Consider the following 11,956-nt stretch of genomic DNA (forward strand, 5'->3'; position numbering starts at 1 on the left):
GTTATTCGGATTCCAGTTCGATGTCGATACCGAGCGAACGGATTTCTTTGATCAACACGTTGAAGGACTCGGGCATGCCCGCCTCCATCCGGTGATCACCGTCAACGATGTTCTTGTACATCTTGGTACGGCCGTTCACGTCATCCGACTTGACTGTCAGCATTTCCTGCAGCGTATACGCAGCTCCATAGGCTTCCAGTGCCCACACCTCCATCTCACCGAAGCGCTGGCCACCAAACTGGGCCTTGCCGCCGAGCGGCTGCTGGGTCACCAGGCTGTAAGAACCGGTGGAGCGGGCGTGCATCTTGTCGTCTACCAGGTGGTTGAGCTTGAGCATATACATGTAGCCAACGGTCACAGGGCGATCGAATGCATCGCCGGTGCGGCCGTCAATCAACGTCATCTGGCCGCTTTCCGGCATATCCGCCAGGCGCAGCATGGCCTTGATTTCGGTCTCTTCCGCTCCGTCGAACACCGGGGTTGCCATCGGCACACCGGCACGCAGGTTGTTGGCCAGGTCCAGAATCTCGTTGTCGCCCAGGCTGTCCAGATTGACCCGGTCCTCTTCCGCACCACCAATCTCGTTATAGATGGTATGCAGCAGCTTGCGGATCTCGGCCACCTTGCGCTGTTCTTCCAGCATGGCGTTGATCTTCAGGCCCAGACCGTGGGCTGCAAGGCCCAGGTGGGTTTCCAGGATCTGGCCGACGTTCATCCGCGAAGGCACACCCAGCGGGTTGAGCACGATATCCACCGGCACGCCGTTTTCGTCATGCGGCATGTCTTCAACCGGCATGATCACGGAGACCACACCCTTGTTACCGTGACGACCGGCCATCTTGTCACCGGGCTGGATGCGACGCTTGATTGCCAGGTAAACCTTGACGATCTTCAGTACGCCCGGAGCCAGGTCATCGCTTTGCAGCAGCTTGCGCTTCTTGTCTTCAAAACGCTCATCCAGCAGCTTGCGGCGGTCAACCAGGTACGCCTGGGCCTTTTCCAGCTGCTCGTTGAGGCTATCATCGGCCATGCGCAAGCTGAACCACTGGCCATGCTCGATACCGTCGAGGATTTCTTCGGTCAGCACGGTGCCTTTCTTGACCTTGGCACCGCCCTCGCACTTGGCACCAACCAGGTGTGAACGCAGACGTTCGAAGGCAGCGCCCTCGACAATGCGGAACTCCTCGTTGAGGTCCTTGCGGATCTCGTCCAGCTGGGACTTCTCGATGGACAGGGCACGGCTGTCTTTTTCGACGCCGTCACGGGTGAAGACCTGAACGTCGATCACGGTGCCCTTGGTGCCGGTCGGCACACGCAGGGAGGTGTCTTTTACGTCAGACGCCTTCTCGCCAAAGATCGCGCGCAGCAGCTTCTCTTCCGGGGTCAGCTGGGTTTCGCCTTTTGGCGTGACCTTGCCCACCAGAATGTCGCCCGCGTCAACTTCGGCACCAACGTACACGATACCTGCTTCGTCCAGCTTGTTCAGCGCAGCTTCACCGACGTTGGGGATGTCGGAAGTGATCTCTTCCGGCCCCAGCTTGGTGTCACGGGAAACACAGGTCAGCTCGTGGATGTGGATGGTGGTGAAGCGGTCTTCTTCCACCACACGCTCGGACAGCAGGATGGAGTCCTCGAAGTTGTAACCATTCCACGGCATGAAGGCCACGCGCATGTTCTGGCCCAGGGCCAGCTCGCCCATGTCGGTGGACGGACCATCAGCCATGATGTCGCCACGCTCGACCACATCGCCTTTTTTCACCAGCGGACGCTGGTTGATGCAGGTGTTCTGGTTGGAGCGGGTGTACTTGACCAGGTTATAGATGTCGACGCCGGCCTCGCCAGCCTCGACTTCGGCGTCATGCACGCGCACCACGATACGGCTGGCATCAACCGATTCGATCACGCCGCCACGACGGGCCACTTCACACACACCGGAGTCATGGGCAACGTTACGCTCGATACCGGTACCAACCAGCGGCTTGTCGGCACGCAGGGTCGGCACGGCCTGACGCTGCATGTTCGAACCCATCAGGGCCCGGTTGGCATCGTCATGCTCAAGGAACGGAATCAGCGACGCCGCCACGGACACCACCTGTTTGGGTGATACATCCATGAGGGTCACTTCGGACGGATCCTTGACGGTGAACTCGTTCTGGTGACGAACGGTAACCAGCTCCTCGATCAGCTCGCCTTTATCGTTCATGCCGGCAGAGGCCTGGGCAATCACATGATCCGCTTCTTCAATCGCTGACAGGAATACAATTTCATCACTGACCTTACCATCCTTGACCACACGATACGGGCTTTCCAGGAAGCCGTATTCATTGGTGCGGGCATAGGTCGACAGCGAGTTGATCAGACCGATGTTCGGACCTTCCGGAGTCTCTACCGGGCACACGCGGCCATAGTGGGTCGGGTGTACGTCACGCACCTCAAAGCCGGCGCGTTCACGGGTCAGGCCGCCCGGGCCAAGCGCAGATACACGACGCTTGTGGGTAATCTCGGACAGCGGGTTGTTCTGGTCCATGAACTGGGACAGCTGGCTGGAACCGAAGAACTCCTTGACCGCAGCCGCAACCGGCTTGGCGTTGATCAGGTCCTGAGGCATCAGGCCTTCGCTTTCGGCCATGGACAGACGCTCCTTCACCGCACGCTCGACGCGGACCAGGCCAATACGGAACTGGTTCTCCGCCATCTCGCCGACGCAACGCACGCGACGGTTACCGAGGTGGTCGATGTCGTCAACGATGCCCTTGCCGTTACGGATGTTGATCAGGGTACGCAGCACTTCGGTGATGTCGTCCTTGTCCAGGATGCCCGGGCCGGTAATTTCCTCGCGACCAATGCGGCGGTTGAACTTCATGCGGCCGACCGCAGACAGGTCATAGCGCTCGCTGGTGAAGAACAGGTTGTTGAACAGGCCTTCGGCAGCATCCTTGGTCGGTGGCTCGCCGGGACGCATCATGCGATAGATCTCGACCAGCGCTTCCAGTTCATTAGTGGTGCTGTCGATTTTCAGGGTATCGGAAATGAAGGGGCCACAATCGATGTCGTTGATGTAGAGGGTTTCGACATTGACAACACCGGCCTTGCGGCACTGTTCCAGCAGCTCGGCAGTGATCTCGCTGTTGCACTCGGCGATGATCTCGCCGGTAACAGGATGGATCACCGGGCGGGCGGTGGTGTTGCCGATGATGTACTCGTCGGGCACGACCAACTTGTTGATGCCGGCTTTCTCCAGCTGGGTGATGTGACGCGAAGTGATACGACGTCCTTCCTCGACAATCACCTTGCCTTCACTGTCCTTGATGTCAAAGGAGGCCAGCTCGCCACGCAGACGCTTGGGCACCAGCTCCAGGCTGACTTCCTGATCATCAATGTGGAACAGGTTGGTCTCGTAATAGGCCTCAAGGATATCCTGTGAAGAATAGCCCAGTGCGCGCAACAGGATGGTGGCGGGCAGCTTGCGGCGACGGTCGATACGCACGAACACGCAGTCCTTGGCATCGAACTCGAAATCCAGCCAGGAGCCACGGTAAGGAATGACGCGGGCAGAGTACAGCAACTTGCCCGAGCTGTGGGTCTTGCCTCGGTCGTGATCAAAGAACACACCCGGAGAACGGTGCAGCTGGGAAACGATGACCCGCTCGGTACCATTGATGATGAAGGTGCCGTTTTCGGTCATCAGCGGGATTTCGCCCATGTAGACTTCCTGCTCCTTGATGTCCTTGATCTCCTTCACCGCCTTGCTGCTTTCACGGTCAAAAATGATCAGATGCACCTTGACGCGCAACGGCGCAGCATAGGTAATGCCGCGCATGATGCACTCTTTCACGTCGAAGGCAGGCTGGCCCAGGCGGTAACCGACATATTCAAGGGCGGCATTGCCAGAATAGCTGACAATCGGAAACACGGACTTGAATGCCGCATGCAAGCCGATATCCCGGAACTGTTCCTTGCTCACCCCTGCCTGCAAGAACTCACGATATGAGTCCAGTTGAATGGCCAGCAGATAAGGCACATCCATTACATTCTGCAGCTTGCTAAAGTCCTTGCGGATACGTTTTTTCTCAGTATATGAGTAAGCCATCAGCGTTCCCCAGCTTGATAATCTGCCATGATGCCCGGAACGGGCACCGGCATGTTTGCAAATATGAACTTGCTACCTAGATAGCATTGGAAGGCCCACCCGGGTTGCGTCTTCCAATGCCATCCCTTAACGACAAAAGGCCGGTGGCAAAAGCCACCAGCCATCAGCCTGTGCTTGCGCAAGGGCTGTTTTGCATAGTCGAAAATTACTTGAGTTCGACTTTGGCGCCTGCTTCTTCCAGGGCTTTCTTGGCAGCTTCGGCTTCTTCCTTGGCTACGTCTTCCTTGACCACGGAAGGAGCACCGTCAACTACGGCTTTGGCTTCTTTCAGGCCCAGACCGGTGATTTCACGTACAGCCTTGATCACGTTGACTTTCTTGTCGCCAGCCTCTACCAGGTGAATGGCGAACTCGGTTTGCTCTGCAGCAGCTTCACCAGCAGCGGCCGGACCAGCAACAACGGTAGCGGCAGCAGCAGTCACACCGAACTTCTCTTCCATCGCGGAGATCAGTTCGACAACCTGCATGACGGACATTTCGGAAATCGCGTTGAGGATATCTTCGTTAGTAAGAGCCATGACTCTAATTCCTGTAATTTGGGGATGGCACCTGTGCCATCGAATTCAAAAAATGATTGCGAAGCAAATTAAGCGGCTTGCGCTTCTTTCTGGTCGCGGACAGCGGCCAAAGTACGAGCCAGCTTGCTGGTTGCACCCTGAATCACGCTCATCAACTGGGAAACAGCTTCGTCGTAAGTTGGCAGGGTTGCCAGTACGTCGATCTGATTGGCTGCAATGAAGTTGCCTTCGAATGCGGCGCCCTTGATCTCGAACTCTTTCTGATCTTTGGCAAAGTTCTTGAAAATCCGGGCAGCTGCGCCAGGATGTTCATTGGAAAATGCGATCAGCGTAGGGCCGGTGAAAGTCTCGGTGAGGTTCTCGAATGGAGTACCTGCAACCGCACGACGCAGCAAGGTGTTACGTACGACACGTACATATACACCTGCTTCACGAGCCTCTTTACGGAGTCCGGTCATGGCGCTCACAGTCACGCCGCGGGCATCAGCCACAACAGCGGACAGGGCAACACTGGCAGCCTCGCTGACTTCAGCAACAATTGCTTTTTTGTCTTCGAGTCTAATTGCCACGGGATTATCTCCTGCTTGTTGAATGCGTCCCTTGCGGGACCCTTTTGGTGTCTGATTCAAATGAACCGGGAGCACCATCTACGTAGGCCAGCAAACTGATTAAGCGAAAACACCTACGGTCTTGGACGGCCCCCGCCAGGCAGGGACCCCAAATCTTACTTGTCTGACAGGGATGCCAGATCAACCATCAGGCCCGGACCCATGGTGCTGCTCAGGGTAACGCGCTTGATGTAAATGCCCTTGGAAGAGGCAGGCTTCAGACGGCGCAGCTCACCCAGCAGGGCCTCAGCGTTCTGCTGCAGCTTCTCGGGAGCGAAATCGATCTGGCCGATTGCGGCGTGAATGATGCCGTTCTTGTCAGTACGGAAGCGGGCCTGACCAGCCTTGGCATTGGCAACGGCAGTCGCCACGTCAGGAGTCACGGTACCGACTTTCGGGTTTGGCATCAGGCCACGCGGACCCAGCACCTGACCCAGCTGACCGACAACGCGCATCGCGTCCGGAGCAGCAACAACCACATCATAGCTCAGGTCACCGGCTTTCATTTCTTCAGCCAGATCTTCCATGCCGACCTTGTCCGCACCGGCAGCAACAGCTGCTTCAGCGGCAGCACCCTGGGCAAATACGGCTACACGCACGCTCTTGCCGGTACCGTTGGGCAGAACAACCGCGCCACGTACAACCTGATCGGATTTACGCGGATCAACACCAAGGTTGATGGAAATATCAACAGATTCCTTGAACTTCGCTGCAGGCAGTGACGCCAGCAGTGACGCAGCCTCGCCAAAGCCGTAGGCTTTGCCGTGCTCAACTTTTTCTGCAATCTGCTTTTGACGTTTGGTTAGCTTGGCCATTTACACACCCTCCACGTTCAGACCCATGCTACGGGCAGAGCCGGCGATGGTGCGTACAGCAGCGTCCAGATCGGCACCAGTCAGGTCAGCCTGCTTGGCCTGGGCAATTTCTTCCAGCTGGGCGCGGGTTACAGTGCCCACTTTCTGGCTGTTCGGCTTGGCAGAACCGCTGGCAATGGCTGCAGCCTTTTTCAGCAGAACGGCAGCTGGAGTACTTTTGGTTTCAAAAGTGAAACTGCGGTCACTGTATACGGTAATGATCACAGGAGTCGGCAGACCTGGCTCAACGCCCTGGGTCTTGGCGTTGAACGCCTTGCAAAACTCCATGATGTTTACGCCATGCTGACCCAGAGCAGGACCAACGGGTGGCGAAGGGTTGGCCTGACCGGCCTTAACTTGCAGCTTGATATAGGCTTGAATTTTCTTAGCCATGATTTCTCCAAAATGGGTATAGCGCCAAACGGCTTCCCTTATTTACATCCCTGAGACAAAACAGCCGCCCTTCCCGGGGCGGCACATGATCAGACTTTCTCTACCTGGCTGAATTCCAGCTCGACCGGAGTGGCGCGACCAAAAATCGCAACAGCCACCTGCAGACGGCTTTTTTCATAATTGACTTCTTCAACCACGCCATTGAAGTCGGCAAACGGACCATCGACCACACGTACAGTCTCACCCGCTTCAAACAGTGTACGCGGCCTTGGCTTCTCGCCACTGTCGGCAACGCGACGCAACATGGCATCTGCCTCACGCTCACTGATTGGTGCCGGACGGTCAGGAGTTCCACCAATAAAGCCAAGAACACGCGGTGTATTCTTGATCAGGTGCCAGGCTGCCTCGCCCATTTCCACCTGCACAAAGACATAACCAGGGAAGAACTTGCGTTCGCTTTTGCGTTTCTGGCCAGCCTTCATTTCTACAACTTCTTCGACAGGAACCAGAATCTCGCCAAACTCTTCTTCCATGCCCGCATGCTTGATGCGTTCCTTGAGTGAACGCATGACCTGTTTTTCATAACCAGAATATGCGTGCACGACATACCAGCGTTTTGACATGGATTAACCTACGATAATTGAAACGACCCAACCAAAAAGCGAATCCAGTCCCCAGAGGATCAACCCCATGACCAGGACCACAGCAACCACAATCAGGGTTGTCTGCACGGTCTCCTGCCTGTTGGGCCAAACCACCTTGCGAATCTCCGCCCGAGCCTCGCGCCCGAGCACCAGCATGGCACTACCCTTGGCGGTTTGCGCAGCCACAAACAAGGCGGCAGCAGCGACAAGCAGCACACCAATGGCACGATACAGGATGGACTCGGCGGCAAAGTACTGATTGCCAACCACTGCCACCGTTACCAGCGCAGCTACAACCAGCCATTTAAGGGAATCAAGACGTCCAGAAGTTGAGCCGGATTCAGTTTTGGCATTCATTTATTCAGAATCCTAGAGGAATGGAGCCACAAGAAAAGTGGCAGGCCAGGAGGGAATCGAACCCCCAACCTACGGTTTTGGAGACCGTCGCTCTGCCAATTGAGCTACTGGCCTAGAACGTTGCTAGGCCGGCTATTATGCCGACCCAGAACTATTTGTCAAGCATCAGGCGATAATTTTTGCAACTACGCCGGCACCGACGGTACGACCACCTTCACGGATGGCGAAGCGCAGACCTTCTTCCATCGCGATCGGGGCGATCAGGGTGATGTCCAGCTTGACGTTGTCGCCAGGCATGACCATCTCGACGCCTTCTGGCAGTTCACAGCTTCCGGTCACGTCAGTGGTACGGAAGTAGAACTGTGGACGGTAGCCCTTGAAGAAAGGCGTGTGACGACCACCTTCTTCTTTGGACAGTACGTACACTTCGCCTTCGAAGCGGGTGTGCGGCTTGATGGAACCGGGCTTGGCCAGAACCTGACCACGCTCAACGTCTTCACGCTTGGTACCACGCAGCAGAACACCAACGTTCTCACCGGCACGGCCTTCGTCCAGCAGTTTGCGGAACATTTCAACACCAGTACAGGTGGTCTTGACGGTGTCCTTGATACCGACGATCTCGACTTCCTCGCCAACCTTGACGATACCACGCTCGACACGACCGGTTACCACGGTACCACGGCCGGCGATGGAGAATACGTCTTCGATCGGCATCAGGAACGCCTGGTCGATGGCGCGCTCTGGCTCTGGAATGTAGGAGTCCAGGGTTTCAACCAGAGTTTTAACAGCGGTAGTACCCAGACCGTTTTCGTCTTCGCCGTTCAGCGCCATCAGGGCGGAACCGGTGATGATTGGAGTGTCATCGCCCGGGAAGTCGTACATGTTCAGCAGATCGCGAACTTCCATCTCGACCAGTTCCAGCAGCTCTTCATCGTCAACCATGTCGGCCTTGTTCAGAAACACAACGATGTAAGGAACGCCTACCTGGCGGGACAGCAGGATGTGCTCACGGGTCTGAGGCATGGGGCCGTCAGCAGCGGAACAGACCAGGATCGCGCCGTCCATCTGGGCAGCACCGGTGATCATGTTCTTGACGTAGTCGGCGTGGCCGGGGCAGTCAACGTGGGCGTAGTGACGGGTCGGGGAATCGTACTCGACGTGAGAGGCGGCAATGGTGATACCACGTGCTTTCTCTTCAGGTGCGTTGTCGATCTGGTCATATGCCTTGGAAGCACCGCCGCCGCCCCAGACTTCGGCGCAAACGCGGGTCAGCGCTGCAGTCAGGGTGGTTTTACCATGGTCAACGTGACCAATGGTACCTACGTTCAGGTGCGGTTTTGTACGTTCAAATTTTTCCTTAGCCATGTCTTGGACCTCAAGGTGGACTGATTCTAATACTGCAGATACAACAAAGGCAGATATATGAATATCTGCCTTTGTCTTGTTGGAGCTCATGAGCGGAATTGAACCGCTGACCTCACCCTTACCAAGGGTGTGCTCTACCAGCTGAGCTACATGAGCGTAACCTTAAGTTACCTGGAGCGGGCAGCGGGAATCGAACCCGCATCATCAGCTTGGAAGGCTGAGGTTCTACCACTAAACTATGCCCGCGTTGCAACCTTTTAAATCTGGTGGAGGGGGAAGGATTTGAACCTTCGAAGCTTTCGCGTCAGATTTACAGTCTGATCCCTTTGACCGCTCGGGAACCCCTCCGTAATTGAGGCGGCATTCTGCGCCATTCCACCCGACTCGTCAAGCTTATTTTGAAAAATATTTACATTTATCTTTTTTTTCATCGTTTCCCCAAGATCTCACCCGCCTCTATGCAATGCATAACACTGCAAAAAGCATCGCACTAGCGGTACGGGCCGACATTTTATTCCCTGCCAGCTGCCTGGGAATACTGCATCAAGGGAAAGTCCTTCAGCAGCGACTCAAGCAACTTGTCATCCAGCAACCGCTGTGCCGCAGCAGATACCTCGAACCAATAAGCGGTCTGATTGCGCGAAATCTTCTTTATTTGCGCCTGGTATCCCGCCATCTGCAGGCGCTCCAATACCGCTTCTGCCGAGTTCTCATGCGGGAAAATACCCAGCGAAATTCCGTTGGCCAGCTCACCCTGGGTGATCAGGTATCCATCAAGCTTGCGCGCCTGCAATTCTTTCAAAAGACGCAAAGTTGCCGCCCTTGATGACAGTGGAGGCATGTAAACCCAAAACTCCTCCTCAGCCGGCACATCTTTCTGCACCACCTGCCCAGCAATACCCAACCCCAGCAGACGCTGCCTGAGCTCATCCACCTCATCCCGGCTAACGAAGCCTCCCAGCAAGATTCGCCCACCAGGCAATCCCTGCGGCACCACCGGATTTGTCTGCTGCCAACTCCGCTCAACCCGGCTTTCTGACAGCAGGACCAACGAAGGCAGGCCATTCACCTGACTCTCAACCACTCTGACCGGAACACTACGCTCGGGATAAATATTGAAGTAATTCTGCCAGGCAAAATATGCAATATTTGCCGCCACCAGAACAAGCAAGATCAAACGCACAAGAACACCTATTCAAACGGGCAGGCCAAAGCCAGTCCGGCAAAAACCAGATCATCCATGACTTCACAGGATTCGATATGCCGCTGCACAAGCAACGCATCACCGCCCGAGACCAGAAAGCGCGCCCTCTGACCCAACCGCACCAGACCATCATCATGCACCTGCTTCATAAAACCGCTCAGCATTGTCTCCACACCGGCAGCAACACAGTTTGCCGTACATGTCTGCGGTCCGGCCAGGAACTCATCACTGACCACCAGCCCGGTAGATCCGACCAGGGTTTTCTTCATTTGCTGATAGCCAGGCGCTATCAGGCCACCCAGATGCAGTCCGTCATCCCGTACATAATCAACTGTAATCGCTGTACCTGCATCGATGATCATACAGGCACCCCGAACCCTGCTGTAACCTGCCGCCATTGCCAACCAGCGGTCGACACCCAGCCTGGCCGGCTCAGCATAGCTATTCTGTACGCCTGCAAGGTGCTCCCCGCTCGCGGCAAACACCAGCCTACCGCTCACATACTGTCTCAACACCCCGGCATAATGCTCGGCATTGCTCAAGGCCGACTGAACCGCACACACCCGACAGTCGACAAAGCTGGCAGCGCTGCCCGAAAGCTGACCCTCCAGCTCAGCCAGACTGGCAGCACGCCCCGTCACGATAACGCCGCGCTTGTCATCCAGAACACGCCACTTTATCCAGCTATTACCAACATCCAGCTCAAGAATCATTTGCCAGCCTCAATGAGAGTTCACCACCAGCAAAAAATTCCTCGCCCCGGCTAGTCCTGATGCCAAGCTCTCCCCTGTCGTTGATTCCCGTAACCTGCCCCTTGACCAGGCCAACTCCCGAAGAGAGCTCTACGCTTCTCCCCCGCCACAGATGTCGGGCATCCCACTGTTGGCGTAGCGCAGCAAAACCTTCAAGCTTCTGGACACTCAGTATTCGTCGCAAATGACCAAGCAAACCCCGATAAACGTCGTGCCTCGACACATACCCCCCTAGCTGGTGACGCAGAGAGGTCCAGGGCTGCCCTATTTCCTCAACCGGTCGCTGCATGTTCACATTGATGCCGACTCCAATGATGACGTGGCTCTGGTCCGCCAGATCACCAATCAATTCGAGCAACACCCCGGCTATCTTTTCCTCGCCAACCAGTATGTCATTCGGCCATTTCAAGCCTGCATCCTCAACACCTAGGTCATCAATGGCCTGAAGGACCGCAAGACCTACGGCAAGGCTCAGACCCTCGAGCTGACGCATACCTTCGGTAACCGGCCAAACGAAGCTTGCATACAGATTACTGGCATAGGGACTTTGCCATTGCCTGCCACGACGCCCTCGACCCTGCGTTTGCTCTTCCGCCAGAACAACATCCAGCCGCTGATGATTACGCACCAGGCGCTTGGCATACTCATTGGTGGAGTCAACCGTCTTGAGCAATACCACACCGAATTCCGGCCCTGATAGCTCCTGAACCTTTTTTATATCAAGAAGTTCGACGCCTTCTTTAAGCCTGTAGCCTTTGCCTGAAACACTTTCGATCTCATAATCCGCCTGCTGCTGCAGCTTTTGCATGCGCTTCCACACTGCGGCGCGGGTAATCCCCAGCTCGACGCCAATTTGAGCCCCGGAGTGAAATTCACCATCCGCCAGAATTTCCAGTAGGTCGTACATCAGCTTCCCCGAAATCAAGACAACGCATCGCGCGGTATTCTACTTCAGGTAAAGCTTTATTCGTACTAAAACCATCCTGCGTCAAGCCCCACGACCTAGACGACCAACCCTTTATCTGCGAATTTATTCGCACATGAAAACAAACGGCGTGCGAATAGGACCGGGCGCGAACAAGGCCGTATGCGTCCGGTAATCCCATCTGGAA

Annotated in this window: 11 protein-coding genes and 4 tRNA genes; all 15 read right to left on the minus strand. The window is 55.8% G+C overall.

Translation table 11 applies throughout. The features are described 5' to 3' along the window. Nucleotide 1 precedes the first annotated feature (1 nt). Nucleotides 2-4,090, minus strand: coding sequence for a DNA-directed RNA polymerase subunit beta (gene rpoB / locus AR306_RS13020; RefSeq protein ID WP_101497970.1), 4,089 nt, complete (start codon nt 4,088-4,090; stop codon nt 2-4). Between the two features lie 205 nt (nt 4,091-4,295). Next, nucleotides 4,296-4,667, minus strand: a complete 372-nt coding sequence (rplL, locus tag AR306_RS13025; RefSeq protein WP_101497971.1) for a 50S ribosomal protein L7/L12 — start codon at nt 4,665-4,667, stop codon at nt 4,296-4,298. A 68-nt stretch (nt 4,668-4,735) separates the two neighbouring features. Further along, the gene (rplJ, locus tag AR306_RS13030) at nt 4,736-5,236 is read right to left on the minus strand and encodes a 50S ribosomal protein L10 (protein WP_101497972.1); all 501 of its coding nucleotides are present in this window, start codon (nt 5,234-5,236) and stop codon (nt 4,736-4,738) included. Nucleotides 5,237-5,391: 155 nt separating this feature from the next. After that, a complete protein-coding gene (rplA, locus tag AR306_RS13035) occupies nt 5,392-6,090 on the minus strand; it encodes a 50S ribosomal protein L1 (RefSeq protein ID WP_101497973.1) in 699 nt (232 codons plus the stop codon). Then, nucleotides 6,091-6,522 (minus strand): 50S ribosomal protein L11, encoded by a 432-nt coding sequence (gene rplK, locus AR306_RS13040; protein ID WP_101497974.1) that lies wholly within the window; start codon nt 6,520-6,522, stop codon nt 6,091-6,093. 89 nt (nt 6,523-6,611) lie between these two features. Next, nucleotides 6,612-7,145: a transcription termination/antitermination protein NusG gene (gene nusG / locus AR306_RS13045; RefSeq protein WP_101497975.1), complete on the minus strand. Its 534-nt coding sequence runs from the start codon at nt 7,143-7,145 to the stop codon at nt 6,612-6,614. Between the two features lie 3 nt (nt 7,146-7,148). Then, nucleotides 7,149-7,523 (minus strand): preprotein translocase subunit SecE, encoded by a 375-nt coding sequence (secE, locus tag AR306_RS13050; RefSeq protein WP_101497976.1) that lies wholly within the window; start codon nt 7,521-7,523, stop codon nt 7,149-7,151. A 38-nt stretch (nt 7,524-7,561) separates the two neighbouring features. Further along, nucleotides 7,562-7,637, minus strand: a tRNA-Trp gene (locus AR306_RS13055). A 51-nt stretch (nt 7,638-7,688) separates the two neighbouring features. Then, nucleotides 7,689-8,888: an elongation factor Tu gene (tuf, locus tag AR306_RS13060; RefSeq protein WP_101497965.1), complete on the minus strand. Its 1,200-nt coding sequence runs from the start codon at nt 8,886-8,888 to the stop codon at nt 7,689-7,691. Nucleotides 8,889-8,968: 80 nt separating this feature from the next. Beyond that, nucleotides 8,969-9,044, minus strand: a tRNA-Thr gene (locus AR306_RS13065). 16 nt (nt 9,045-9,060) lie between these two features. Then, nucleotides 9,061-9,134 (minus strand) — tRNA-Gly (locus tag AR306_RS13070). Nucleotides 9,135-9,152: 18 nt separating this feature from the next. After that, nucleotides 9,153-9,236, minus strand: a tRNA-Tyr gene (locus AR306_RS13075). A gap of 163 nt (nt 9,237-9,399) precedes the next feature. After that, nucleotides 9,400-10,071, minus strand: a complete 672-nt coding sequence (locus AR306_RS13080; protein ID WP_166627897.1) for an SPOR domain-containing protein — start codon at nt 10,069-10,071, stop codon at nt 9,400-9,402. An 8-nt stretch (nt 10,072-10,079) separates the two neighbouring features. Continuing rightward, nucleotides 10,080-10,805: a type III pantothenate kinase gene (locus tag AR306_RS13085; protein WP_101497979.1), complete on the minus strand. Its 726-nt coding sequence runs from the start codon at nt 10,803-10,805 to the stop codon at nt 10,080-10,082. Then, nucleotides 10,795-11,751, minus strand: a complete 957-nt coding sequence (gene birA, locus AR306_RS13090; RefSeq protein WP_101497980.1) for a bifunctional biotin--[acetyl-CoA-carboxylase] ligase/biotin operon repressor BirA — start codon at nt 11,749-11,751, stop codon at nt 10,795-10,797. The genes AR306_RS13085 and birA overlap by 11 nt, the downstream gene beginning before the upstream one ends. Nucleotides 11,752-11,956 lie beyond the last annotated feature (205 nt).

The sequence above is a fragment of the Thiopseudomonas denitrificans genome (assembly GCF_002866065.1).
In the GTDB taxonomy this organism is placed as follows: domain Bacteria; phylum Pseudomonadota; class Gammaproteobacteria; order Pseudomonadales; family Pseudomonadaceae; genus Thiopseudomonas; species Thiopseudomonas denitrificans.

What these genes read in the sequence shown, in the direction of transcription:
- rplK (WP_101497974.1), bottom strand. Translation starts at nt 6,522, where the DNA reads ATGGCTAAGAAAATTCAAGCCTATATCAAGCTGCAAGTTAAGGCCGGT.
- rplA (WP_101497973.1), bottom strand. Translation starts at nt 6,090, where the DNA reads ATGGCCAAGCTAACCAAACGTCAAAAGCAGATTGCAGAAAAAGTTGAG.
- nusG (WP_101497975.1), bottom strand. Translation starts at nt 7,145, where the DNA reads ATGTCAAAACGCTGGTATGTCGTGCACGCATATTCTGGTTATGAAAAA.
- tuf (WP_101497965.1), bottom strand. Translation starts at nt 8,888, where the DNA reads ATGGCTAAGGAAAAATTTGAACGTACAAAACCGCACCTGAACGTAGGT.
- rpoB (WP_101497970.1), bottom strand. Translation starts at nt 4,090, where the DNA reads ATGGCTTACTCATATACTGAGAAAAAACGTATCCGCAAGGACTTTAGC.
- AR306_RS13085 (WP_101497979.1), bottom strand. Translation starts at nt 10,805, where the DNA reads ATGATTCTTGAGCTGGATGTTGGTAATAGCTGGATAAAGTGGCGTGTT.
- secE (WP_101497976.1), bottom strand. Translation starts at nt 7,523, where the DNA reads ATGAATGCCAAAACTGAATCCGGCTCAACTTCTGGACGTCTTGATTCC.
- birA (WP_101497980.1), bottom strand. Translation starts at nt 11,751, where the DNA reads ATGTACGACCTACTGGAAATTCTGGCGGATGGTGAATTTCACTCCGGG.
- rplL (WP_101497971.1), bottom strand. Translation starts at nt 4,667, where the DNA reads ATGGCTCTTACTAACGAAGATATCCTCAACGCGATTTCCGAAATGTCC.